General features: G+C 55.3%; 24 protein-coding genes and 4 tRNA genes. 22 read left to right on the top strand and 6 right to left on the bottom strand.

What is annotated here, in order from left to right; translation table 11 throughout:
- Positions 1 to 17 precede the first annotated feature (17 nt).
- From QP400_RS10080 to QP400_RS10070, 3 genes are read left to right on the top strand one after another with little or no spacing between them, the layout of a single operon-like run.
- A complete protein-coding gene (locus QP400_RS10080) occupies positions 18 to 806 on the top strand; it encodes a (Fe-S)-binding protein (RefSeq protein WP_004804549.1) in 789 nt (262 codons plus the stop codon).
- Complete coding sequence (locus QP400_RS10075) at positions 806 to 2329, top strand: LutB/LldF family L-lactate oxidation iron-sulfur protein (protein WP_053086190.1); 1524 nt, start codon at positions 806 to 808, stop codon at positions 2327 to 2329. The genes QP400_RS10080 and QP400_RS10075 overlap by 1 nt, the downstream gene beginning before the upstream one ends.
- Positions 2330 to 2331: 2 nt before the next feature.
- Complete coding sequence (locus QP400_RS10070; protein WP_004804552.1) at positions 2332 to 2988, top strand: LutC/YkgG family protein; 657 nt, start codon at positions 2332 to 2334, stop codon at positions 2986 to 2988.
- A gap of 51 nt (positions 2989 to 3039) precedes the next feature.
- On the opposite strand, the gene QP400_RS10065 is transcribed toward QP400_RS10070, so the two are convergent.
- A complete protein-coding gene (locus QP400_RS10065; RefSeq protein WP_004804554.1) occupies positions 3040 to 3249 on the bottom strand; it encodes a hypothetical protein in 210 nt (69 codons plus the stop codon).
- A 228-nt stretch (positions 3250 to 3477) separates the two neighbouring features.
- Between QP400_RS10065 and QP400_RS10060 the strand changes: the two genes are divergently transcribed.
- The 9 genes from QP400_RS10060 to QP400_RS10020 all read left to right on the top strand — a co-directional run bounded on the left by QP400_RS10060 (position 3478) and on the right by QP400_RS10020 (position 11061).
- A tRNA-Gln gene (locus QP400_RS10060) sits at positions 3478 to 3549 on the top strand.
- Positions 3550 to 3577: 28 nt separating this feature from the next.
- Positions 3578 to 3653, top strand: a tRNA-Glu gene (locus QP400_RS10055).
- A 116-nt stretch (positions 3654 to 3769) separates the two neighbouring features.
- On the top strand, positions 3770 to 4549 hold the full coding sequence (locus QP400_RS10050; protein WP_004804556.1) for a DeoR/GlpR family DNA-binding transcription regulator: 780 nt from the start codon (positions 3770 to 3772) through the stop codon (positions 4547 to 4549).
- A gap of 124 nt (positions 4550 to 4673) precedes the next feature.
- Positions 4674 to 5162, top strand: coding sequence for a ribose-5-phosphate isomerase (locus QP400_RS10045; protein WP_004804558.1), 489 nt, complete (start codon positions 4674 to 4676; stop codon positions 5160 to 5162).
- A gap of 153 nt (positions 5163 to 5315) precedes the next feature.
- Complete coding sequence (locus tag QP400_RS10040) at positions 5316 to 6290, top strand: DUF7973 family transport facilitator (protein WP_004804560.1); 975 nt, start codon at positions 5316 to 5318, stop codon at positions 6288 to 6290.
- 39 nt (positions 6291 to 6329) lie between these two features.
- Positions 6330 to 7199: an HAD-IIA family hydrolase gene (locus tag QP400_RS10035; protein ID WP_004804562.1), complete on the top strand. Its 870-nt coding sequence runs from the start codon at positions 6330 to 6332 to the stop codon at positions 7197 to 7199.
- 26 nt (positions 7200 to 7225) lie between these two features.
- Positions 7226 to 8788 carry an FGGY-family carbohydrate kinase gene (locus tag QP400_RS10030; protein WP_004804564.1) on the top strand — a complete coding sequence of 521 codons (1563 nt, stop codon included), beginning with the start codon at positions 7226 to 7228 and terminating at the stop codon, positions 8786 to 8788.
- Positions 8789 to 8793: 5 nt separating this feature from the next.
- The gene (locus QP400_RS10025; RefSeq protein ID WP_040314586.1) at positions 8794 to 10167 is read left to right on the top strand and encodes a sn-glycerol-1-phosphate dehydrogenase; all 1374 of its coding nucleotides are present in this window, start codon (positions 8794 to 8796) and stop codon (positions 10165 to 10167) included.
- A 132-nt stretch (positions 10168 to 10299) separates the two neighbouring features.
- A complete protein-coding gene (locus QP400_RS10020) occupies positions 10300 to 11061 on the top strand; it encodes a sulfite exporter TauE/SafE family protein (protein ID WP_004804568.1) in 762 nt (253 codons plus the stop codon).
- On the opposite strand, the gene QP400_RS10015 is transcribed toward QP400_RS10020, so the two are convergent.
- Both QP400_RS10015 and QP400_RS10010 read right to left on the bottom strand, forming a co-directional pair.
- Positions 11058 to 12200 carry a glycosyltransferase family 4 protein gene (locus QP400_RS10015; RefSeq protein ID WP_040314591.1) on the bottom strand — a complete coding sequence of 381 codons (1143 nt, stop codon included), beginning with the start codon at positions 12198 to 12200 and terminating at the stop codon, positions 11058 to 11060. The genes QP400_RS10020 and QP400_RS10015 overlap by 4 nt on opposite strands.
- 41 nt (positions 12201 to 12241) lie before the next feature.
- Entirely contained in the window at positions 12242 to 13006 is a 765-nt protein-coding gene (locus QP400_RS10010; protein WP_004804571.1) for an IclR family transcriptional regulator, read from the bottom strand.
- Positions 13007 to 13100: 94 nt separating this feature from the next.
- Between QP400_RS10010 and leuC the strand changes: the two genes are divergently transcribed.
- From leuC to QP400_RS09970, 8 genes are all read left to right on the top strand, one after another.
- Complete coding sequence (gene leuC, locus QP400_RS10005) at positions 13101 to 14501, top strand: 3-isopropylmalate dehydratase large subunit (RefSeq protein WP_004804573.1); 1401 nt, start codon at positions 13101 to 13103, stop codon at positions 14499 to 14501.
- A 10-nt stretch (positions 14502 to 14511) separates the two neighbouring features.
- Complete coding sequence (gene leuD / locus QP400_RS10000) at positions 14512 to 15153, top strand: 3-isopropylmalate dehydratase small subunit (protein WP_004804574.1); 642 nt, start codon at positions 14512 to 14514, stop codon at positions 15151 to 15153.
- Positions 15154 to 15190: 37 nt separating this feature from the next.
- Positions 15191 to 16510, top strand: a complete 1320-nt coding sequence (murA, locus tag QP400_RS09995; protein ID WP_004804576.1) for a UDP-N-acetylglucosamine 1-carboxyvinyltransferase — start codon at positions 15191 to 15193, stop codon at positions 16508 to 16510.
- On the top strand, positions 16507 to 17415 hold the full coding sequence (locus tag QP400_RS09990; protein WP_004804578.1) for a diacylglycerol/lipid kinase family protein: 909 nt from the start codon (positions 16507 to 16509) through the stop codon (positions 17413 to 17415). Before murA ends, QP400_RS09990 begins: the two co-directional genes overlap by 4 nt.
- Positions 17416 to 17420: 5 nt before the next feature.
- Positions 17421 to 18182, top strand: a complete 762-nt coding sequence (locus QP400_RS09985; RefSeq protein WP_004804580.1) for a lysophospholipid acyltransferase family protein — start codon at positions 17421 to 17423, stop codon at positions 18180 to 18182.
- A gap of 41 nt (positions 18183 to 18223) precedes the next feature.
- Positions 18224 to 19198 (top strand): NAD(P)H-dependent glycerol-3-phosphate dehydrogenase, encoded by a 975-nt coding sequence (locus QP400_RS09980; protein ID WP_040314697.1) that lies wholly within the window; start codon positions 18224 to 18226, stop codon positions 19196 to 19198.
- 64 nt (positions 19199 to 19262) lie between these two features.
- Positions 19263 to 20375 (top strand): D-alanine--D-alanine ligase family protein, encoded by a 1113-nt coding sequence (locus QP400_RS09975; protein ID WP_004804584.1) that lies wholly within the window; start codon positions 19263 to 19265, stop codon positions 20373 to 20375.
- Positions 20376 to 20389: 14 nt separating this feature from the next.
- Positions 20390 to 21304 (top strand): ATP-grasp domain-containing protein, encoded by a 915-nt coding sequence (locus QP400_RS09970; RefSeq protein ID WP_004804586.1) that lies wholly within the window; start codon positions 20390 to 20392, stop codon positions 21302 to 21304.
- Positions 21305 to 21386: 82 nt separating this feature from the next.
- Here the strand turns inward: QP400_RS09970 and QP400_RS09965 are convergent, their stop codons facing one another.
- From QP400_RS09965 to orn, 3 genes are all read right to left on the bottom strand, one after another.
- Positions 21387 to 22637: an Nramp family divalent metal transporter gene (locus QP400_RS09965; RefSeq protein ID WP_004804588.1), complete on the bottom strand. Its 1251-nt coding sequence runs from the start codon at positions 22635 to 22637 to the stop codon at positions 21387 to 21389.
- Between the two features lie 167 nt (positions 22638 to 22804).
- A tRNA-His gene (locus QP400_RS09960) sits at positions 22805 to 22880 on the bottom strand.
- Between the two features lie 91 nt (positions 22881 to 22971).
- Entirely contained in the window at positions 22972 to 23631 is a 660-nt protein-coding gene (gene orn, locus QP400_RS09955; protein WP_004804589.1) for an oligoribonuclease, read from the bottom strand.
- A gap of 159 nt (positions 23632 to 23790) precedes the next feature.
- On the opposite strand from orn, the gene QP400_RS09950 reads away from it, so the two are divergent.
- Both QP400_RS09950 and QP400_RS09945 read left to right on the top strand, forming a co-directional pair.
- Positions 23791 to 23866: transfer RNA gene (locus QP400_RS09950), tRNA-Arg, on the top strand.
- Positions 23867 to 24049: 183 nt separating this feature from the next.
- On the top strand, positions 24050 to 24640 hold the full coding sequence (locus QP400_RS09945; RefSeq protein ID WP_048706546.1) for a single-stranded DNA-binding protein: 591 nt from the start codon (positions 24050 to 24052) through the stop codon (positions 24638 to 24640).
- The last annotated feature ends 47 nt before the right edge of the window (positions 24641 to 24687 follow it).

Here is a 24687-nt window from a genome sequence, read left to right as displayed (position 1 = left end):
TAAAGAAAGGAAAACTGGTGAAAATAGCACTATTTGCCACGTGCATTTCGGATGTTATGTTTCCGCAAGCATCGCAGGCCACAGTGCATTTGCTTCAGCGTCTAGGGCACGAGGTCATTTTCCCCGAGTCACAGGGGTGCTGCGGCCAGATGCATATCAATACTGGCTACTACAACGAAGCGATGCCTCTAATCAGAAACCACGTAAAGACCTTCCAGCCCGTCCTGGACGGGGAATGGGATGCAATCGTGGTTCCGTCGGGGTCCTGCACGGGTTCTCTTAGGCACCAACAGCAGACGGTTGCGTCCTCGCTAGACGATTCCGCCCTCGCTAAGAAGGCGCAGCAGATTGCGTCGCACACCTACGAACTGTCTGAACTGTTAGTAGACGTTCTAGGACTCGAGGACGTGGGTGCCTACTTCCCGCACAAGGTTACCTACCACCCGACTTGCCACTCCCTGCGCATTGCGAAGGTGGGGGATAAACCTTACAAGCTTCTGCAAAATGTAGAAGGCCTTGAATTCGTTCGTCTGCCAGACGAAAAATCTTGCTGCGGTTTCGGTGGTACCTTCTCGCTCAAGAATCCCGACGTCTCGGCAGCGATGCTCTCGAAGAAGATGGCAAACGCAATGGCTACTGGAGCAGAGGTGCTCGTAGCCGGTGACTACTCCTGTCTGATGCATATTGGCGGTGGTCTCTCGCGCAACCAGTCGGGACTGCGCGTGATGCACCTAGCTGAAGTGCTAGCCCCAACCGCTGACGACCCGTGGACCCCGCCCTCGACTACCAATAAGGTTGGTGCGTAATGCTACAAGAGATGCTGAAAAAGAAGAAGCAAGAAGAAGCCAAGCCCCAACACAACTGGAGCCCGGGTGCAGAGATCCCAGAAGATGCGCTTCGGTGGGGAAACTACTTCGAGGATTCTGCGAAGAAGCAGCTTGCTAACTCTCAGCTGCGTCGCAATATTCGGCACGCGACTACTGCTATCCGCAACAAGCGGCAGACTCGCGTTGACGAGATGCCTGACTGGGAACAACTACGTCTAGCGGCTTCTGCAGTAAAGCAGAACACGCAGGAGAATTTGCCGGAGCTGCTCGAGGAATTCGAAAAGAATTTCACCGCCCGGGGCGGAATCGTGCACTGGGCCCGCGATGGCAAAGAAGCATGTGAAATCGTAAAGGAACTCATTGAGCAGAAGGGACTTGACGACATAGTCAAGGTCAAGTCCATGGCCACTCAAGAGATCAACCTGAATGAATACCTGGAAGCCAATGGCATTACCGCATGGGAGACCGACCTCGCTGAAATGATCGTTCAGCTAGGCGAAGATATGCCTTCCCACGTGGTGGTTCCTGCGTTGCACAGGAACCGTTCGGAAGTGCGCGAAATCTTCAAAGAGAAGATGGACAATATCCCGGCCGATATTTCTACCGAGCCTCGCGAACTTACCATGGCCGCTCGCGCCCACCTGCGCGAAAAATTCCTCTCTTCCACCCTTGCCGTGTCCGGATCGAACATGGCAATTGCCGAGACGGGAACCTTGTCGGTCTATGAATCCGAAGGTAACGGCAGGATGTGCCTTACCCTTCCCGACACTCTGATTTCGATCGTAGGCATCGAAAAGATCGTGCCTACGTTCCAAGATGCTGAAATATTTAGCCAGCTACTTCCCAGGTCGGCCACTGGGGAGCGCATGAACCCCTACACCTCAATGTGGACCGGGGTCAGCCCCGACGATGGTCCGCAGGAAGTGCACGTCATCCTTATGGACAACGGCCGTACCAAGGTGCTAGCCGACGAGGTCGCTCACGAAGCACTGTCCTGCATCCGCTGCGGTGCCTGTCTAAATATTTGTCCCGTGTACGAACAGGTTGGCGGTCACGCCTACAACTCGGTCTATCCGGGCCCAATTGGTATCTGTCTCACTCCGCAGCTCAAGAGTGCATTCAACCACTCGGATCCCGATTCGACCCTGCCCTTCGCCTGTTCGCTATGTAACGCCTGCGCAGAAGCATGTCCGGTACACATTGATCTGCCTGGCATCATTGTCGAAAATAGGCGGAAATATCAGGATGCGCACCGGAAGTCCATCCCGAATGGCTGGGACCTGTCGATGAAAGCTATGTCGAAGGTGATGTCCTCTGGAAAGAACATGGAGATGGCTGGCAAGTTGGCTACCATGGGACGTTTCCTTGGCGGTAAATCCGGCAAAATTGGGGCCGTCCCGCTTCCGGTAGCAGCCTCGTGGACGCGTATCCACGATGTGCCCGCACCGCCTAAGCAGACATTTAGAGGCTGGTGGAAAGAAACCCAGGAAGGTGAGGAGTAGCAGTGAATCGCGTAGAGAAAGATAAGGCTGCAAAAGCCGAGATCATGCGCCGCATCCGCGCAGCGCTGCAGACTAGCCAGATCCAGCCGATCGAGGTGCCCAGAGACTACCGGCGTACCGGTGAAGACGAGCCCGGCTCGCAGCCGGTAATTGAAACCTTCGTCGAAGCTTTGGAAGACTACAATGCGATCGTCGATGTAGTTACCGAGGACGAGGTTTCTGCCGCAATTGGAAAGGCCCTAGAGGGCGATGCCACAGTGGTTGTTCCCGAGGGACTAGATTCGTCTTGGCTATCGGCGGTTAGCGGCGAGGTAAAGGTAGACAAGCCGGGCGCGCAGCTGAGCCACAGGGAACTTAGTAACGTCGCTGCGGTACTTACATCCTCGCGTTGCGCTGTTTCCCATACCGGAACCATTTTGCTCGATGGGGACAAAGACCAGGGAAGGCGCGCAATCACCCTAGTGCCAGACAAGCACGTAGTATTGGTTGCAGCGAAGAATGTGTTTCCGACGGTACCTCAAGCAGTAGACCTGTTGGGGGAGCATCCCCAGCGTCCAATAACTTGGATCGCTGGTCCATCTGCTACCTCTGACATTGAGCTCGTTAGAGTGGATGGAGTCCACGGTCCGCGTACTTTGCACGTAATAATCGTGAAGTAGAAAAAGAGGCGCTCCCTTTGGAGCGCCTCTTTTTCTTAGTTATCTGCTGGTCTAGTTGTCTGTTGGCCAGTCGTCCTGCTCGTCTACATCGGAAAAGTCAGCTGGCTTAGAGACGTGTTCATCCCCGCCTCCCAATACTTCTGTCAGAGGATCGACTTGGTCGTCTCCGGTAGGAGCGTCCTTCGCGATGGAGCGAAGCTTTTCCTGTAGCTTGTTCAGCTGGGTAACCGAATCTTCTAGTTCAGTGTTTTCTACTCCCACAGTGGTCTCCTTGTTGTAGTAATGGCCACATCCAACATAGTGGAAAGGTGGCGGCTGGCACTAGCGGAGCGAAGAAAAAATTGCCGTTACCGCAAAATACCCCTGATAACTGCTGTTTACCTGCGGAAATAAATTCGTGATTAGCTGCACACTGTTTTGGTTTGGATTTCTTGGGTCTGTTGTGTAAAGTTTTGGGAGTGCCGCGGGAAACCGTTGGAAACACCGTATTGGGGTATGGTGTAATTGGCAACACAGGTGATTCTGGTTCATCCGTTCTAGGTTCGAGTCCTGGTACCCCAGCGAAGCGACCACTTAGTGGTCGTCTTAGGCCCCCGTCGTCTAGCGGCCTAGGACACCGCCCTCTCACGGCGGTAACACGGGTTCAAATCCCGTCGGGGGTACCAATAATGCTCACCACGCGGTGAGCATTTTTTATGCCGTCGGACAGGGCGGGTAGGTTTTCTTTTCGCCATTACTAGTAAACTCCTATGCGGAGTATTTGTTTTTCACGGAGGAGTATATGGCTAACATTTCCCCGGACTTGTCTTCGCGGCGTGACACGATCGCCAACTATGTGATTATGCACGGAGATATATCGGTTGAGGAGCTGGCCGATACTTGCGGGGTGTCAGTGATGACTATCTACCGTGACATATCAGTGCTAGAGAAAGCGGGGATTGTCCACCGCGAACATGGCCGGATAAGGGCTACGGCTTCCGGCTTGCACGAAGCCACCGCGCAATACCGCATGGCACAGGGGGTAGAAGAGAAGAAGCAGATGGGTAAGGCTGCAGCCGCGCTCATCCCGGCTTCAGCCTCGGTGATTATTGACGATTCCACCTCGGCTATTTGGGCTATTAGGCAGCTCGAACAAACAAGTGGCCTGTCTGTGGTCACTAACTCCCTGCTGGTGGCTCAGGAGCTGCGTGAGCGTCCGAAGAACTCCCTGTTCTTCCTTGGTGGCGAATATCAGAGCTGGGCAGAGGCTACGTTAGGGCCGCATACCATCTCCGCCCTTGAAAAGGTAGATGCGGATCTATGTCTAATTTCGGCCTCTGGTATTCGCGGAGACCAACTGTTCCACCCCTATGCGGACGTAGCGGCCGTGAAGGCGAAGATGATGCAGGCCGCGGCAAAAACGATACTTTTGCTGGATCACTCCAAGTTTGCTCGGCGGGCCCTACATAGATTTGGCTCCATAAGTGAAGTAGACACTGTGGTAGTGGATGCTGACGCTCCCGCTCAGAAGGTCGCGCAGCTCCGGGAAAATGGGGCGAAAGTGGTAGTGGCGGAACGTTAGTCCCGTCCCTTGATGTGCCTGGTGAAGTCCCTTTTCAAAAAATCACACTAAATCTGGTGTTTTTCTCAGGGGATTTGATACAGTTCCGTTGTAGTGCTTATCGCCACATCCAAAGGAGGATTCAATGGGACTACGCATCGTTGTCGCTGCCGATAGCGCCGGAGTGGACTACAAGGACGTACTAAAGAAGGATCTGGAAGCAGACGATCGAGTAGACGAAGTAATCGACGTAGGTGTAAACGGCGACGAGGACGTAGATTACCCTCACGTCGCGGTAAAAGGGGCGCGCCTAATCGCCGCGGGCAAGGCAGATCGTGGCCTATTCGTGTGTGGTACCGGTATGGGGGTTGCGATGGCTGCAAATAAGGTTCGCGGCATTCGTGCTTCCGTTGCTCATGATTCGTTCTCGGTAGAGCGGCTAATCATGTCCAACAACGCCCAGGTGCTGACGTTTGGCGAACGAGTAATTGGTCTAGAGCTCGCTCGCAGGCTAGCCAAGGAATGGTTGGGATACGAATTCGATCCGTCCTCGCACTCTGCCCCGAAGGTCGCTGCAATTGACGAGTACGACAATCAGAAAGATGCAGGCGAAGATACTGTTGCAGGATGTTAAAACGGCACCTGAAACACGCTAATATCGAATAGCGCTAGCTTGGCATGCTGAGGCATCGATGCTGATGCCTCAGCATGCCAGCTGAAATAAGGCGCACACAATAAATCTCGATCGGTCCGCCAACGAGGACGGGCCCCTAAGTTAGGTAACCAAATGACTCCAGACTTAGCTGCACAATTTGTAGAAAATATAACCATTTTTGGTGCAATTGCAGCAATCGCCGGCGGTTTTTTCGGAGCCGCAATCGGAGGTAACAACGCTTTCGGATTCACCGGAGTGTTGATCTTTTTCGCTTTCCCCATTGCTCTTGCGACTGGTTCTGCCATTGGCTTCGAATACATGGCATTCGGGCCGCTCTTCGGCCCACACGTAGCGTTTGCCGGAGGTGTGGCTGCCTCTGCCTACGCCTCGAAGAAGGGGCTACTAGATAAGACCGGATACGGCAAGGACGTAAACCAGCCACTCGCAGGACTCGGCAGGACGGACGTGCTGCTGGTCGGTGCTGCGTTCGGTTTGGGCGGTTACATCTTCCAGAAGCTGGTTGCAATGATCCCGTGGTTCGGTACTCACACTGACTCGGTTGCTTTCACCGTCTTCTGCTCGGGTATTTTGGCGCGGCTCCTATTTTCCAAGAAGTCTCCATTTGAATGGGTATCGAACCTAGGCGAGAATCGCCGCTGGCTGGAATGGCAGGAAAAGCCCAGCCAATACCTACCGCTCGGAGCCTTCTCCGGTCTACTCGGAGCCGGTGCGGTACTGGCAATGATTCACTACGTTTACGATGCCAAGCCGGAAGTAATAGACGTGATCATGGCTAATGCGCAAGGGCTTCCCTTCGCAATCTCGGCGCTATGCATTTTCCTCGTAGCCATGGGGATCAAGATGCCGGTAACTCACCACATGACGATCGTCGGGGCTCTTGCAGCAGTGAAGTTCCTGCCCGTGGTCGGATACAACCCATTCATTTGCCTGCTGGTAGGTGTCGTCTTCGGTGTACTCGCCGCATTTGTTGCTGAGGTAATGGCTCGGCTCTCTTACGACGCTGGCGACACGCACATTGACCCCCCAGCAGCTGCTATTTGGCCTTGCACCACCCTGGTTCTTGGCCTGAGCTCGTTACTTGCATAGCTGACGAGCGTACTACCCGAATATTCGAACAGGAGACACATGAGCGAGCACGAGGGCGCACCCCTTTCCTTCCCGACGGAGTTCTACGATGCCTACATCTTCGATATGGACGGCACAATCTACCTTGGTGATGAGTTACTTCCAGGTGTAGAGCGCATGATTAATGAACTGCGCCGGAGGAATATTCCGGTTCGCTTTTTGTCAAACAATCCCACCAAGGATCCTCACCAGTACGTGGAAAAGCTTGAGCGGCTTGGACTACCTACAGATATCTCAGATATAGCCAACACCGTAGTGACTATGACCAAGTGGCTGAAGAACCATCACCCTGATGCGGTGGTGTTCCCAATAGCTGAAGAACCATTGATCAAGGCTTTCAAAAAGGCCGGGATCAAGATTAGTGAGGATCCAGCCGAGATTGACTTCGTCATAGCCTCCTATGACCGCACATTCGAATATCGGAAACTGCAAATCGCATTTGACGCAATCTGGTTCCATAAGCGAGCGAAACTAATCGCCACTAACCCTGACCGTTACTGCCCATTCCCAGGTGGCCGGGGGGAACCAGATTGCGCCGCGATCATTGCGGCAATCGAAGCTTGCACCCAAACAAAATGCGAGATGGTGATCGGCAAGCCAAACCCAGAGATGCTAGTAGAGGCCATTGCGGGATTAGACGTAGATCCCAAACACTGCATCATGGTAGGCGACCGGCTAGGAACTGACATCCAGATGGCAGTGCGCACGGGCATGGTCTCTGCCATGCCTTTAACCGGGGACTCTACCTGGCAAGAAGCGCTCGCCCTCGACAAGAAAGATCAGCCGACATTCCTGATTGATCGCGCAGACCGGCTAATTCCCCAGACTACGTGGGATGATCTGGGCTGGACTGAAGACAACTGGAAATAACAAAAGTAGCTAAGGAAGGTAACAACGTGGTTGCTCCGGGTTATGAAGGCCCATACCTATTGGGAATTGATTTCGGCACTGAATCGTGCCGTGCCGCAATATTTGATTTGCGTGGTAACCCGCTAGGGTTCGCAGGCACTCCGTACAAGACTAATTTCCCCTCTCCGGGCAGGGCAGAGCAATCGCCCACCGACTGGTGGGAGGCTCTCCAAGCATCCGTGCACAGGGTCTTCGACAAGACAGGTATTCCCGCACGGCATATTGCCGGCATCTCCTATGACGCCACCACCATGACAGTCGTAGCCATGGACAAAGATGGCAACGCGTTGCGCGATGCGATCATGTGGATGGACGTGCGGGCAACAAAGCAGGCAGCCCGTGCAGACGAGATAGACCATTGGGCAAAGCTTTATAACGGCGGTGGCACTATGCCAGCAACCGCAGAATGGTATCCATTCAAAGCCGCCTGGCTCAAAGAAAACGAGCCGGACAATTACAACAGTGCCTACCGGCTAGTTGATGCGCCGGACTGGCTGACCTTCAGACTTACCGGAGAATGGACGGTAAACCAAAACACCGCCTCCATCCGTTCGTACTACAACTCCGACAAGGGCGGCTGGCCTGTCGACTTTTACGAAAAGCTAGGGGTAGGCGACGTTTTTGAGAAATTACCAGAGCGCGTTGCCGCCCTCGGCGATCCAATCGGGGGACTGTCGGTATCTGCAGCGTCTGACCTTGGACTTACCCCGGGAATTCCCGTGGTACAGGGTGGTGGCGATGCCTGGCATGGGCAGATCGGATTGGGCGCAGTAGAACCCGGTTCGCTTGCCATTATTACCGGTTCCTCTCAGGTAATGACGGGGCAGAGCGCAAAACCACTCTATGGCAAGGGATTCATGGGCGCCTACACCGATGCCGTCGTCGAAGGGCAGTACACAGTGGAAGGCTCTTCGGTATCTTCCGGCTCGGTACTGAAGTGGTTCAAGGACGGCTTTGCTCGCGACGTCGTAAATGCTACGGAGAGAATTGGTCTCAACGCGTATGAGGTACTGGACCGAGCTTGCGCCGATATTCCGCCAGGATCAGACGGAGTTATCGTCAATGAGTACTTCCAGGGCAACCGCACCCCGTACACAGACTCACGCGCTCGTGGCATGATCTGGGGGCTTTCGCTGTCTCACACGCCGGAGCACCTGTACCACGCGATCTTGGAGTCGGTGGCTTACGATACCGCGCACAACCTAAAGGTTATGGAAGAGGGCGGATTCAAGCCCGACAAGCTCGTTTATTGCGGTGGGGCAACCAAATCCAAGGTGTGGATGCAAATGTATGCCGACGTGACCGGTATTCCCGCAACTCTGACACAGGTAGGCGATGCGGTGGTGCTCGGTTCGTGCATGCTTGCCGCGGTTGGCGCCGGACTGTATCAGTCATTGCCGGACGCAGCACGCAACATGGTTCACGAGGCCGAAGTCATTGAACCGAACAAAGACAAGCACGAGCAGTACCAGTTCTACTTGCAGCAGTACATGGACGCATGGCCGCAAATGGCAGAACTAACCCACAAGACTGTTGACCACATCAGTTAGGAGAGATGGTGTCAGAACTAATAGAGACCGCCCTTAAGACGGCAACTGAGACTAGGGATATCGCCTTCGGAGAAGACGTAAACCAAAAGACCGGCGAGCTATTTGCCAAGAATTTCCCGGGCAAGAAAGTGTTCGTTGTTGCTGACCAGAATACCTACGGCGCCTGTGGTGACCAGGTGGTGCAATCCCTTCGTGAAGCAGGGGTGCCCTTTGCGGCAGAGCCGTATATCTTCCCCGGCAAGCCGACTCTGTACGCAGGCTATGAAAACGTCGAAAAGCTACGCGAGATTATTCGACCTCTGGGCGAGGAGACGGTAGTTTGTTCCATCGCCTCCGGCACGTTGAACGACCTGGCAAAGCTCTCCTCCGGAGAACTGAAGCGCGAGTACATGAACGTCTGCACGGCGCCGTCTGTAGACGGATATGCCGCCTTTGGCGCTTCCATTGCCAAGGATGGATTCAAGTCGACGCACTCATGCCCAGCTCCGGCCGCACTCGTAGCCGATCTGCAGACCATGGCGGATTCGCCGAAACGTCTTATTGCTACTGGATACGGCGATCTAATAGAGAAGATTCCCGCTGGAGCGGACTGGATTGTTGCCGACGCCCTAGGTATCGAACCAATTGACGAATACGTGTGGTCGCTAGCGCAGTCGACTTTGCGCGATGCTCTGGCAGACCCTGAGGCGGTTGCCCAGGGGGAGCTGGAATCGATTGCCAAGCTAGCAGAGGCCAACATCATTTCCGGTCTGGCGATGCAAGCGGCGCAGTCTTCTCGGCCAGCATCTGGAGCGGGCCACCAGTTCTCGCACGTATGGGAGATGGAAGGACACGGAACCGACTGGGATCCGCCACTATCTCACGGCATGAAGGTGGGCATCGGCACCGTTGCTTCCTGCGCTATCTGGGAAGAATTGCTGAATGTTGACATCGAAAATCTTGATGTTGACGAAATCGTCCAGAACGCTCCGAGCGCGGAGCAGGTAGAAGAGCGTGTTCGTTCGATGCACACAGACCGCATCGTTGAGGACGCCGTGAAGCACACGCTTGCAAAGCATCTGGAAGGCGATGAATTGCGCGAGCGCGTAATAAAGATCAAGGAAGTTTGGCCAGAGGTATCTAAGAAGGCGAAGGAACAGTTGTATTCGCCCTCCAAGGTGTGGCAGATGCTGAAGAAGGCGGGAGCGCCGTACCACCCAGAGATGATCAAGATCGACTGGGACCGGTTCGTCGAAACCCACTACAAGGCACAGAACATCAGGCCGCGATACACGGTACTAGACGTCATTGCTGATCTGGGGCTTACCGACCAGATTGTGCAGAAGCTGTTCAGTGAGGACGGTTTCTGGGGTAGGCACCGGCATCCAGACGCTGATTAGTTAGTAGGGAGGGCGCAGCTCATGGGGGCTGCGCCCTTTCTTTGCAGTGACTGCGATGCGTTATCCCGGATCGGCTGCGGCGGCGCGGATGCAACGATATGATTCTTGCGGTCCCTATCCTGGAGGTTGTCTGTGCTAGCCCTACTGATCGGTTTTCTTGTAGGGATAGTCGTGGGAGCCCTAGGCGCGGGTGGGGGCATCCTTTCGGTGCCGGTGCTGGTCTATTTGCTGGCGCAACCTCCGCATGCGGCAACTGCTGAATCCCTGGTCATTGTAGGGGTGACGGCTGGAGTATCACTCGTATTTCGAGCCCGGAAAAAGCAGGTGAACTACAAGGGCGGACTAATCTTCGGATGCTGCTCTTTGGCAGGAACTTTTGTTGGCACCTACGCCAACGCCTTAGTACCAGCAAAAGCACTGATGATTGCCTTTGCAATCTTGCTCTTCATTGTTGCTGCGGTAATGTTCCGCAGGGCAAAATCTGAGGGCGAGCAAGCTCAGAGGAGCCCGGCTGCCCCCCGACTTAATCCTTACGTAGCAGTAGTGGGACTGGGCAGCTTAGTTGGACTCTTGACAGGCTTCTTTGGCGTTGGAGGCGGATTCGCAATAGTACCGGCGCTCATGCTGGGTTTGGGTTACCCCATCCATAAGGCTTCTGGGACATCGCTGCTCATCATGGTGATCGCTTCCCTTGGGGGACTAATCCCGCGGTTGGTCACCGGGGTGAGCGTCGATTGGGCTGTCGTAGTGGCATTCACGGTGTCCTCCGCCCTAGGCGGACTGGTGGGCGGGCCACTGTCTCAAAAAGTCCGTCCGGCCACCCTTACCTTGCTATTTGCAGGGCTGCTTTCGGCAGTGGCAGTGGCTACTCTGGCCGGTGAGCTGATCTTTTAGAAATTGCCGTCTAACGCATCGGTTAGTCGGCTTACCAGTTGCGGCCAAGCCCAATTCTCGGCATACTCGCGACCTTTCCATCCCATCTGGCGACGGGCGTCGTCGTTCTCGAGTAACTGGCATATACGCATTGCTAGATCTACCACTGCGGTGCCTTTTACTACGTAACCAGTCTGTCCATGCAGCACGGTTTCTGGAGCGCCACCGCTGTCTCCGGCTATCACAGGCACAGCTGCGGCGCCGGCTTCTAGGTAGACGATGCCCAGACCTTCCACATCTAGTCCTCCCCACCGCGTGCGAGCGGGCATAGCAAAGATATCTGCCATCGCGTGATGGGCGGCTAACTCGGCGGCAGGAATGGCTCCCGTGAACGTGATGTTAGCGCTAGCGGGCGAGGCCTTCGCCATTGCCTTCAGGTGGTTTTCGTAAGGGCCAGATCCTGTGATAACCAGGTGCGCCTCGGGGTGACGTTTGGTAATGCCCTCCATAGCCCTGATTAACATGTCTTGGCCCTTGCGGGGGACAAGCCGCGAAAGACACAGAATTACTGGCCTATCACCGAGCTGATACCGTTGGCGCAGCTGGGCCCTCGCCTGTGGGTTAGGGCGGAACTCTGCTGTATCAATCCCCCCGGGAAGATGCACTACAGGAGTGTTGCCGATAGCCGGCTTCAGATTGTGCAGGGTGTAGTCAGAGATATATGTAACTGCATCAGTGTCAGCAAATATCTTCTTCACCAGCTGGCGGGCACCAGGAATTAGTGTCCATCCGATTTCGTGGCCGTGGGTGGTCACAACAACGTTGCTAGCGCCGGCGGCCTTCGCGGTTTGCGCAAGCAGCCCCAAAGGCGCAGCGGCACCGAACCAGACAGTAGAAATGGCCTCGTCGCGAATTATTTTGGCCATCTTCCGTGCTACCCGCGGCGTTGGTAGCAGCATGCTGGTCTTATCCCTGTAGGTCTTCCACCCAACCGTGGCGTCGTAGCTGGCGCACTCGCCGCCGCGGTCGTTGCGCTTGTATGAGGACGCGTAAACCACCAGGTCTTCAGCAGGAAGTCGACTAGCGTAGTTCTGCAAGAAGGTCTGGATGCCCCCAAGACGAGGCGGGAAATCGTTAGTTACAAGTAGGGTGCGACGCATAAAGCCCACTTTACCTAGATCCGCCCCCGCCTGCCTGCGATCTATCGCCCCGACGACTCGCGCATATGCTGGGAGTGCAGTTCCTCGGCGCGGCGCAAGAACTCTGAAAGCCTATTTCCGGCAGCGACGAGGGCGGGGCCGTGCATCCGTCCTGGCTGGCGTCCCATTCTCTCGATTGGTCCCGAAATGGAGACCGCTGCAATTACCCTTCCCGAAGGGCCCCGGACAGGAGCTGAGACCGAAGCTACTCCCGCTTCGCGTTCGCCGACTGATTGTGCCCAGCCGCGCCTGCGTACTTGACTCAGCTGGGTCGCAGTGAAAGATGCCCCGTGAAGTCCTCGGTGCAGCCTGTCTGGCTCTTCCCATGCCAAAAGTATCTGAGCCGCTGAGCCGGCTTTCATGGACAAAGTAGCTCCTGCCGGGATGGAGTCGCGCAGGCCTACCGGGCGTTCTGCGGCTGCAACGCAAATTCGTTGGTCGCCCTGCCTGCGGTAAAGCTGGGCGGATTCCTTAGTGTGATCGCGCAGAGCATTAAGAATGGGAGCTGCCGACGCCAGGAGTCTGTCCTCGCCAGCGGCTGAGGAGAGTTCTGCTAATCGGGGTCCCAAGATGAATCGCCCTTGGATATCGCGTGCCACGAAGCGGTGATATTCCAATGCCACTGCGAGTCTGTGCGCTGTGGGGCGAGCTAGATGTGTTGCCGACACCAACTGGGCAAGGGTAGCCGGTCCTGATTCAAGGGCACTAAGTACCAGCGCGGCTTTGTCGAGTACACCGACGCCGCTGGTATTTTTCGCTTTGTCCATAGACTGATATTGCCATCTCAGTGAGCAAGATTGCAAGTATCGTGGTCAGAAATCCCCTGGTGAAGGACCGGAAATCAGCAAAGGAGTGAGGCAAATGGGTAAAACCTTGGCAGAAAAAGTTTGGCAAGACCACGTGGTTTACCATGGCGAAAATGGGGCCCCCGACCTCCTTTACATTGATCTGCACCTGTGCCACGAAGTGACTTCGCCGCAAGCATTTGACGGTTTGAGGCAAGCTGGCAGAACGGTGCGCCGCCCAGATCTCACGATTGCCACGGAGGACCACAACACTCCGACGCTGAACATAGACCTACCCATTTCGGATCCGACTTCGCGGCTGCAGCTGCAGACACTGCGCGATAACGCCGAGGAATTTGGCATTAGGCTGCACCAGTTAGGAGATGCTGACCAAGGAATCGTCCACGTGGTTGGGCCCCAATTAGGACTTACTCAACCGGGCATGACGGTAGTCTGCGGCGATTCGCACACCTCAACTCACGGTGCGTTTGGAGCCTTGGCGTTTGGCATCGGTACCTCGCAAGTGGAACATGTCCTGGCTACGCAGACGCTGCCAATGCAACCGTTCAAGACAATGGCCGTAACAATTAATGGCCACCTCCCGGCTGGGACCGGAGCAAAAGACATCATCTTGGCAGTCATTGCCAAGATCGGTACCGGTGGCGGAGCCGGTTACGTCATCGAATATCGGGGGAGCGCGATCGAAGAGCTGTCCATGGAAGGGCGCATGACAGTTTGCAACATGTCTATTGAAGCGGGCGCTCGTGCCGGCATGATCGCGCCAGACGAGGTTACCTTCGAGTATCTGAAGGGACGTCCGCATGCTCCGGAAGGTAAACAGTGGGATGAGGCCGTTGAGTACTGGAGGGGGCTGCACTCTGATCCGGATGCCATTTTCGACGCCGAGATAGTCCTGGAAGGGGAAGAATTGGAACCTTTCGTCACCTGGGGCACTAACCCTGGACAAGGGGCTCCTCTGAGTGGGTATGTGCCGGATCCAGAAACATTCTGCGATGAAACTACCCGTGCCAGCGCCCGCAGAGCGGTGCAGTACATGGGACTCACCCCAGGCACGGCGCTGCGTGACATAAAAATTGACACGGTGTTTCTTGGTTCGTGCACCAACGGTCGTATCGAAGATCTACGGGCTGCCGCCGAAATTGTGCGAGGGCGCCACAAAGCTAGCGGTGTGCGCATGCTAGTCGTCCCCGGATCGGCTCGGGTGCGACTGCAGGCAGAAGCGGAGGGGCTGGACAAGATCTTCAAAGATTTCGGGGCCGAATGGCGCAACGCAGGGTGCTCTATGTGTCTCGGCATGAACCCGGACAAACTGCGTGAAGGAGAAAGGTCGGCCTCGACCTCAAATCGCAACTTCGAAGGAAGACAGGGCAAGGGTGGGCGTACTCACCTAGTGTCCCCGCTGGTAGCAGCCGCTACTGCCGTGCGCGGCACCCTGTCATCGCCAGCAGACCTGTAAGGAGAGGGAAATGGAAAAGCTGATAAAGCACACCGGAATCGGAGTGCCCCTGCGGCGCTCCAACGTGGATACCGATCAGATCATCCCCGCAGTTTTCCTAAAGAGAGTAACGAAGACTGGTTTTGCTGATGGCCTTTTTGCTTCCTGGCGGAATCGGCCTGACTTTGTTTTGAACAATCCCGCCTATGCCCAGGGCAGCGTGCTGGTAGCAGGGCCTGATTTTGGAACCGGGTCCTCGCGCGAACATGCGGTGTGGGCGCTCAAAGACTACGGCTTTCGAGTGGTGTTATCGCCAAAGTTTGCAGACATATTTCGCGGTAATGCCGGAAAACAGGGGCTGGTAGCCGGAGTGATTTCGCCCTCGGATCTGGAAGAGGTCTGGCAGCGCCTGGAGGCGCATCCCGGTATGGAAATCAGCGTGGACCTCACTGACAGGTCAGTGCGCGCCGGCGACTATTCTTGTCATTTTGAACTGGATGATTACACGTGTTGGCGCATCATGGAAGGGATGGACGACATCTCGATCACGCTTGCACATGTGGGCGAAATTGATGCCTTCGAAGCTGCCCGTCCAGGCTTCAAACCAGTGACCTTACCCGCTAAACATTTGCCATCAGCGAAGGTGGAAGCAGCTAGACCAAACGTAGAATAAACTCGTATAGTCTTTGCCGCATCTAATTGGAGGAAGTATGGGTGGAATTTTGCGTGTCAACGGCGGGAAACCCCTCAAGGGGCGTATCCGAGTCCGTGGCGCTAAGAACTTTGTTCCCAAAGCCATGGTTGCGGCTCTACTAGGCGATGGGCCCTCGGTACTCCGTTCTGTTCCCCTGATTCGCGACGTGGACGTGGTCAGTGGCCTGCTGCAGTTGCACGGGGTCAAGATTGACTATGACCAGGCTGGTGGTGTCCTCAAGATGGATCCCACAAATGTCGATTCTGCTCACGTGGCCGACATTGATGCTCACGCCGGCTCGTCCAGAATTCCAATTCTGTTTTGTGGACCGCTGTTGCACAGGTTGGGGGAGGCCTTTATCCCAGACTTAGGTGGTTGCAACATTGGTGGCAGGCCGATCGATTTTCACCTGAATATTCTTCGCGGCTTCGGAGCGATCGTCGACAAGATGGAGGCGGGTATCCATCTGCGTGCTCCGAATGGGCTGAAAGGCACGGTAATTGAGCTGCCCTACCCCTCGGTTGGAGCCACAGAGCAGACGCTACTCACCGCTGTACGTGCGGAAGGTATCACCGAGCTGCGCGGTGCAGCCGTTGAACCCGAGATCATTGACTTGATCAACGTCCTCCAGAAGATGGGCGCCATTATTTCGGTAGATACCGACCGCGCCATCAGGATTGAGGGCGTGAAGCGCCTTACCGGATACAGTCACACTTCTTTGCCTGATCGCATCGAGACCGCTTCCTGGGCGTCTGCCGCTCTGGCTACAAAGGGAGACATCTTTGTCGAGGGCGCTCACCAGGGGGACATGACGACGTTCCTGAACGTGTTCCGCAAGGTAGGCGGCGCTTTCGAGGTGGACGAGGACGGCATCCGCTTCTACCATCCGGGCGGCGCGCTAAAGTCGATTGCCCTAGAGACGAACGTGCATCCGGGCTTCATGACCGATTGGCAACAGCCGCTTGTCGTTGCGCTTACTCAGGCTGAGGGGTTGTCAATTGTTCACGAGACGGTCTACGAGAACCGTTTTGGTTTCACTTCTGCATTGCGTGAAATGGGCGCAACAATCCAGGTTTACCGCGAATGTCTAGGCGGTCTGGAGTGTCGCTTTGGGCAGCGGAACTTCTTCCATTCGGCGGTAATCTCGGGTCCCACCCCGCTCCACGGGGCCGATATTGAAATACCTGATCTGCGCGGTGGCTTTTCGCATCTGATTGCTGCTCTTGCAGCTGAGGGCACTTCCAATGTGCGGGGTATCAATATGATTTCGCGTGGTTACGAGCATTTCATCTCTAAGTTGGAGGCTCTGGACGCTGACGTGGAACTGGTGCAGTGAGTCTGTCTTTTGCTGTTTTGGCCTCTACCCGTTCGGGTAGGGGCCACTCTGCTAGATGCCTCCGGCAGGTAGTCAAAGAACTGTCGAGGCGCGGTAACGTCTTACTGGCTCAGCAAGTCTCGTGGGCTAAGGAAGTCAGCCAGGTAGTGGAGCATGCCTGCGCGCTGGACATAGACGTGGTTGTAGCTATTGGCGGAGACGGGTTTGTGGCTGCCTGTGCCCCGACGGTTGCGGCATGGCAGAAGATATTGCTGCCTATTCCTGCGGGCAGCGGCAACGACTTTGTCCGCTCGGTGGGGCTGCCTTTGGATGTGGGGGAAGTGTTTGCCGGGTTTGAAGGATACTGTTCCCGGCAGGTAGATATGCTGCGGGTCACAGGACAAAGTGGCCAAGTTAAGTACTGTTTAGGGGCGGTTTCTACAGGTATAGATGCGGCGATTAACGCCGCGGCTAACGCTTCTAGAATTCCGGGTGCACTGGGGTATCGGTCGGCTCTTCTTCAAGCCGCGCTCCGATACAAGCCCTTCCCGTATCTAATTGAGTTTCGCGATGAAACTGGGCAGCGGCGGAGGTATCGCCATCACGCGTATTTAGCTACCTGCGCTAATACTTCTGTCATTGGCGGTGGCATCAAGATTGCTTCGGGGAGCCTCGGCGATGGAATGTTTGAACTGGTCACGTTCCGCAAGCCGCCGTCCGTAAGGAAGATCCTCCAGGCTGTTTCCATGGCGAACGCCGGTAAGATACAGGAAAACGAATTCTACGAGGTGACCCGGCTGGCGTGGGCGAAAATTACCCCGTTGGTCCCCATTGTTGCGTATGCCGACGGCGATGCGCTTTGGCAAGGGAGCGTTGAGGTGGCCACTGCGTCGCAAAGATTGAAAGTGCTAGCGCCTGTAGAATAGGGCCCATGCGAGAGTTCGGATCTTTCTACAAATTCTGTTTCAATGTTGCCAAGACTGCGGTGGCGGCTATTACTAAGAAGGATTGGGCTGGCCAAGAGCATCTGCCGGAAGGTGGCTTCATTGCCGTGTCTAACCATGCCACTAATTTCGATGCGCTGACTTTCATGTATTTTCTAGGTGAGGCCGGAATCCCGCCTAGGATGCTTGCAAAGGCTGAGTTATTCGACATTCCGGTGTTGGGAGCCATCATGCGGAAGTGCAAGCAGGTGCCCGTATACCGAGGTTCCGACAGGGCCGGTGATGCCCTGGCAGGGGCTGAGAAGGCTTTGCTGGCTGGCGAATGTGTCGGTATTTTCCCTGAGGGGACACTTACCGAGGATCCGAATTTCTGGCCTATGAGGGGAAAAACCGGGGCAGCAAGGCTCGCCCTGCGCACGCATGTTCCCGTTATCCCTATCGCACAGTGGGGCGCCCTAGAAGTGCTCCCGCAGCGGTCGTCGAAGTGGAAGCTGTATCCCCCGACGAAGATCACGATGAGGGCGATGGAACCGGTATACCTAGAGGATCTGTACGAGCGAGGCGTCGAAGATCACGAGGCTGTCAAAGAGGCGACTGCACGAATCATGAAAGCCCTAACGCAGGGGGTTGCTCAGATTCGCGGGGAAGTACCTCCGGCCCAGCCGTTCGAACCAACTAAGAAATCTCGTTCCAAGCGTCCGTACAAGAAGCGGTCTATTTGGCAGCGGTTGCGTAAGCCTTTTGACTAGCGTGGCTGAGGCAATAACGGGCAGGTGATAACGTGGCGGGCGTGGGAACAAGCAAAGAAGCTGCGATTATTGGGGCCGGCGCTTGGGGCAAAGTATTTGCATCGCTGATGGTGCAAGCGGGTACGAAAGTCAGCGTTTGGGCGCGTAATTCCCGATCTTTTCAGGGACTCGATTCAAGCTGTTTTGCCTCCACTGATTTGCACCGGGTGCTCACAGGCCAATCCGTCCTAGTGATGGCTTTGCCATCGGCTGCGGTACGTCAGGTAGCTAGCAGACTGGCACTGCCAAAAGACGTTACTGTGGTGTCCTTGTCTAAGGGGCTAGAAGCAGAAACGAACCTCTTTATGGCAGACGTGTTAGCCGATGCTTTGCGGATTGATCGCAGTCAGGTCGTGGTGGTCTCTGGACCAAATCTTTCTGCCGAGATCGCAGAAGGGCAGCCGGCTGGCGCGGTAGCAGCATGTTCGGATTTGGCGCGGGCGCAGCAGGTATGCCCGCTCTTTTCTACGCCGCTGTTTCGGCCTTATCTTTCGACGGATGTGATTGGCGCCGAAGTCGGCGGAGTAGTCAAAAATGTCATTGCGGTGGCGGTAGGGGCTGCTGCTGGAATGGGGTATCAGACAAATACTCGCTCCATGCTGATCACCCGTGGGCTTGCAGAGATGGCTCGCTTTGGAAAAGCACTGGGGGCAGATGAGGCAACGTTCCTCGGGCTGGCTGGTGTCGGAGATCTAGTAGCTACCTGTTCGTCAGCAAAGTCTAGAAATTTTACTTTTGGGTTCAACATGGGATCCGGAATGGCCCGGGAGCAAGCCTTCAAAGTCTCGGCGGGTGTGGTTGAAGGGGCCCGTTCTGCAAAGGCGGTGATCACTATTGCGCGGGCTCGCGGAATAGAGATGCCTATCACTGAAGCAGTAGCGAAAGTAGTATTTGAAGGCGGTTCCATAGCTGATATGGGTGAATATCTGATGGGTAGATCACGCAAGATGGACGGTGTAGACATCAAACTTGTTTAGCAAGGCAAGTTGTACGGGAAGAAGGGGAAAACTGCGGTACCGTAAAACGGTGAACTCTTCCCAAATGAAACCGCGTGTGCTGATTGTATTTGGCGGTCGCTCTGGTGAGCACTCAATCTCATGCTCTACCGCAGCGGGTGTCCTCGAGAACATCGACCGTTCTAAGTTTGACGTCCTTACGGTCGGAATTACTCCGGAGGGAAAGTGGGTAAATGTGCCCGACGACCCGACGTTGTACCGGCTTGAGGGCGACAGCGGGGCAACTATCGCCGGAGACAAGTCGCGGATGGACATCGTTCCAGGCGAGGGGCGCGCCCTCGAAATCATTTTGGAAGAGGGCGAGATCGTAGAAGCTGCAGATCTGGGAAATGTCGATGTGGTTTTTCCTCTTCTGCACGGACCGTATGGCGAAGACGGCACCATTCAGGGCATGCTCGAGATGGCGGGGCTGCCGTACGTAGGCTGTGGAGTGCTCGCCTCTGCTGCTTGCATGGACAAGCCGACTACCAAAACTATCCTTACCGAGCAGGGAATTCCGGCCGGCCGCTGGCAGCTGGTAACTGACTATCAGTGGCGCAGTGATCAGGATGGAGTCCTCTATCGGCTGGGGGCCTTAGGGCTGCCGGTATACGTAAAGCCGGCTCGCGCTGGCTCATCGCTAGGGATCACAAAGGTTACGGCCGTAGAAGATCTTCCCGCAGCGATCGAGGAGGCACGCAGGCACGATCCGCGTGTCATCGTCGAAGCGTTGACTAAGGGGATCGAAGTGGAATGCGCGGTGTTGGGCGCTCCTGCCGGAGAACAGCCGAAAGCATCGGTTTTGGGGCAAATTGAGGTCAAGAACGAGCAGAAGTTCTATGACTACAAGACCAAGTACGTCGATCACGATGCTGTTTCTCTGGTCATCCCGGCGCCGCTGCCGGATGAGCTCATGAAGAAGGCTCAGGACATTGCGGTGGCGGCCTTTGATGCCATGGGGTGCGAGGGACTAGCCCGAGTGGATTGTTTCGCTGATCTTGAGACAGGGCAGATCACTGTAAACGAGATCAACACTATGCCCGGTTTCACGCCGTTTTCTATGTATCCGCTGCTATGGCAAGAGGCAGGTATGAGTTACTCTGACCTTATTACCAAACTAATCGAACTAGCTTTACAGCGCCCTCAGGGCCTGCGTTAAGGGGTATAGAAATAATGAGCAAACCGCGGCTAAATTTGGTGACATGTACCGAATTTCCAAACTTGCAAAGCGATGACGAGGGGCTCCTTGATGCTCTCTCGGATCGCGGCTTGGACCCTTATGTAGTGTGCTGGGACGACAAGTCGGTGGACTGGTCGGATTCTGCTGCGCAGGTTACTCGTTCGGTACGCGATTATCCGCGCAGGCGGAAGGAATATCTACAGTGGGCGCATTCCGTACCCAGGTTGCTAAATCACCCCGATATTCAGGAATGGAATTCGGACAAGCACTACTTGCAGCAGCTGGAAAAGCTGGGGCTTCGCATAATTCCTACTACGTGGCTTGAACCCAGCATGGGGCTTACTAAGCACCAGGTGCATTCTCGTTTCCCTGCCAGCGGCGATTTCGTGATCAAACCGGCGGTTTCCTCAGGCGGTCGGGACATGGGCCGTTACACTGCCAATACTGTTTCGCACAGGCAGAAGGCGCTTGCACAGGCTATGGATCTTCTGTCCAGTGGCGAGACCGTGATGGTGCAGCGCTACATTGATGAGGTAGACGAGCATGGCGAAATGTCTCTGGTTTACATCAACGGGATCATTTCTCACGCCGTGAAGAAGAGGGCGATGCTGCATCCTGCCGAGACTCGCGACGACGAGATCTATGACGAGGTGATTGTGTCCCAGACCGGTACCGAACGAGAGTGGCATTGGGGCGAAGAGATCCGTACCGCGCTGCACGCGCATGTGAGGGCTCGCCTAGGACGCGACGAGCAGTTCTTGTTTAACCGCATCGACCTAGTCGAGGACGGCAAGGGCGGCTACTACGTGATGGAAGTTTCGCTAGTGGATGCGCTCCTTTATTTGAAGGACACGGAGGGCGCGCTCGACACCTTTGCCGACGGTATTGCAATGCGTGCTTTCTGGTAAAGATCTCGGGGCCTCGCCCGTATTTTACGTAAAAAGGTGCTCCGCCACAGTAACTGTGGCGGAGCACCTTTGTGTGTAGGGCCTATTCGATACCTGCTGCTGTTAGGTAGAGCAGAGCAAGGTTCAGGCAGACAATCAGCGCGGTGATGATGAATCCGATTACCTTGATTGCGGTGGAATCAACGTATTCGCCCATGATCTCTTTCTTCGCGGTGTAACGCATTAGAGGGATGATGGCGAAGGGAATGCCCACGCTCAGTAGCGCTTGGCTCCATACGAGAGCGAGGGTTGGGTCCATGCCGGCCCCCACGATAATTAGTGCGGGAATTAGGGTTACTAGTCTGCGCACTACCAAGGGGACCTTGACGTGCAGCAGTCCCAACATAATTTCCGACCCTGCGTATGCACCCACGGAAGTTGACGCTAGCCCCGAGGCTAGAAGACCAATGCCAAAGATGATTCCCATTCCACTGCCAAGGTGGGAAACGATGGCTCCGTGTGCGCCCTCGATAGTGTCAGTGCCTTTTACGCCAAATAGGGAAGAGGCCGCAAGTAGCAGAAGACCAATATTTACTAATCCGGCAAGAATTAGTGCCCAAGTAACGTCAAACTTGCTGGCCCGCAGCAGTCGCTTCAAGCTGTGTGAGCGATCTGCAAAACGGTGGTTTACCAGCGAGGAGTGAAGGTAGATGGCGTGAGGCATTACTGTTGCGCCCAGCATGGAGGCGGCAAGCAGAACTGTCTCGGTGCCCTTTAGGCGCGGAACTAGGCCGCCTAGGGTACCGCTTGCAGAGGGCGGATCTAGCACGAGGCCAGCCATGAATCCGAAGGTGATAACTAGGAGCAATCCGAGCACCACACGTTCAAAAATGTGTTGGCGATCTTCTCCTTGTACCAGCAGCAACAGAATCGATACGAAGCCGGTGATGATTGCGCCTGTCAGGAGCGAAACATTGAAGAGCAAGTTCAGGGCGATAGCCCCGCCAATAACTTCAGCAAGGTCGGTAGCGGCAGCTACGATCTCGGCTTGTAGCCAGAAGGCAATGCGCGACCGTTTGGCCATGCGGTCCCCGAGTAGCTGGGGGAGGGACTTTCCTGTTACTAGGCCGAGCTTTGCGCTCTGATACTGAACTAGAACCGCCATCGCATTGGCTAGCACCAGTACCCATACCAGGAGGTAGCCGTACTTTGCGCCGGCAGTGATGTTTGCTGCGACGTTGCCGGGGTCGACGTACGCAACAGCGGCAACGAATGCAGGGCCAAGGAGCGCAATCATTCGCGCTTTTGCCCCGGTTGCTTCCGGGGCAGATTTTTCAAGTGTAGCTGTAGACATTATTTAGCATACCCGTGTTAGATTGTTCGACTACACGAACTTTAGTTCCAAACGTTTCTCTTAGGCAAGTTTGTCCAGTTCAGCGTGATTGTTGTAAGGGGCAGTAGGGGGCGGGCCTTGCTGAGCAGTTAAACAAAAAGGCGGCTAGCTTACGCTAGCCGCCAGACTGGGGTGGCTGACGGGACTCGAACCCGCGACGTCCTGGACCACAACCAGGTGCTCTACCAGCTGAACTACAGCCACCATTGTCACCAACAGGCAACGGATTAGATGTTACACAATGTTGGTGCCAAGAAGCAAAAAACTGAGGGCGTGTTTCACCTCACCATAGGGATCAGCGAACCTCGGGGTCTCCGAGCGCCTCGGTTTCTTGCTTGGTGTGCTCTACTGCTTCCTTCGCTACCTGCTTGCACTCCTCGCTGGTCGGCCCATCGTCGTGTGGCCACAGTAGCTCTTTGTAATAGCGCAGTTCCTGAAGTGATTCGATGATGTCGGCAAGTGCTCGGTGCCCACCGTGCTTCTCGGGAGCGTGGAAGAAGCTGCGTGGGTACCACCTGCGGGCAAGCTCTTTCACGGACGATACGTCAATTACTCGGTAGTGCAAGTAGTCGATTACTTCGGGCATTTCCTTGGCTAGGAAAGTCTTGTCAGTGCCAATGGAATTGCCTGCCAGGAGTGCCTTACCTGCGGTAGGGACGAAACGCTTGATGTAGTCAAGCACTGCCTGTTGCGCAGTGGCAACGTCGACTCCACCATCCAGCTCTTCCAGAAGACCGGAAGTGGTGTGCATGTTGCGCACGAAGTCATTCATGTTGTCGAGCGCGCTCTGTGGTGGCTTGATCAAGATGTCGAAGCCAGCATCGAGCATCTTTAGATTTGCATCGGTAACAATTACCGCCACCTCAATTAGGCAGTCCTTGTCCAAATCGAGGCCGGTCATCTCGCAATCTATCCACACCAGGGGAGTGCCCTGGACAGTTTTTTCACTACTCATACATCTAACACTAGATCTTTTCGGTTACGTTTTGCTCACTGGTTGTAACTGCGGGACCGGGTGGAAGGGCGGTAGTGCCCCAAATAACATCCCTATCCCGCCGGGTAGGGGTAGTCAGAGTAGTAATTTCTGTGGCAAAGCCGCTAAAGTGGGGGCGTTGCCTCCGTAGCTCAATGGATAGAGCAAGGGCCTTCTAATCCCGAGGTTGCAGGTTCGAGTCCTGTCGGGGGCGCCACTTATCCAGGCCGGAAGTCGCATCCCAAGGTTGCGTGTTTGCGCCGTGGTTTGCCGGGAAAGTCTATCCACAGAGGGCGCAGTCGTGGTTGTTTCAGGCCGCTTGTTATTAGTGCGCGAATAGAATAATGGGTAATCTCCATGATGGTTGCGTAAGTAAAATCACAACATCTTGGAGGATGCGATGACGCGACCATACGACATTACTTTGGCAGGTTATGTAGGGGCCGACCCGGCGGTAGGGCAAGATCCTAATCAGACTGATTACGCCCGGTTCCGACTAGCATGTACGCCTACTAAACGGACAGAAAATGGCTGGGAGGAACTGGAGACTATCTGGTACTCAGTGAAGGCCTGGGGGCGACTTGGGCGTGCGGTGAAGGCAAATGTTAGGCGCGGCATGGGGCTGGTAATTACCGGGCAGCCTCGCCTGGAGCGGTGGACCGATGCGCAGGGCCAGGAGCATCAAGACTTTTGCATCTATCTGAGCAGAGTGGCTATTGATCTGACGGCTGGAAACTACATTTGGTTTAGGGCCTGTGACGATAAGGGCAACTACATTGTCCATTCCATTTCCGGTGCAGAAAAAACTGACAGAGATCTTACGAAGTCAGCCGGATCCGAAACAGTGCCTGACCCGTGGCAGGTGGATAGGCCAGAAATGGCCACTTTGCAACAATCGGACCCAGTCAAAGCGCTGGCAGATGCCGCTGCTGGGAAGGGCGAATACGCCCTTAGTGAGGAAAACCAATCTGACATGGGCGCATTGGGGTAGGGAAGGGGCGCAATTGCCGGTATGGTGAAGGCGTTGATGAAAAATCT

The sequence above is a fragment of the Winkia sp. UMB3158 genome (assembly GCF_030217145.1).
GTDB lineage: Bacteria > Actinomycetota > Actinomycetes > Actinomycetales > Actinomycetaceae > Winkia > Winkia anitrata.
The sequence above is the reverse complement of the archived record's forward strand: the minus strand, read 5'-3'. Positions and strand labels throughout refer to the sequence as shown.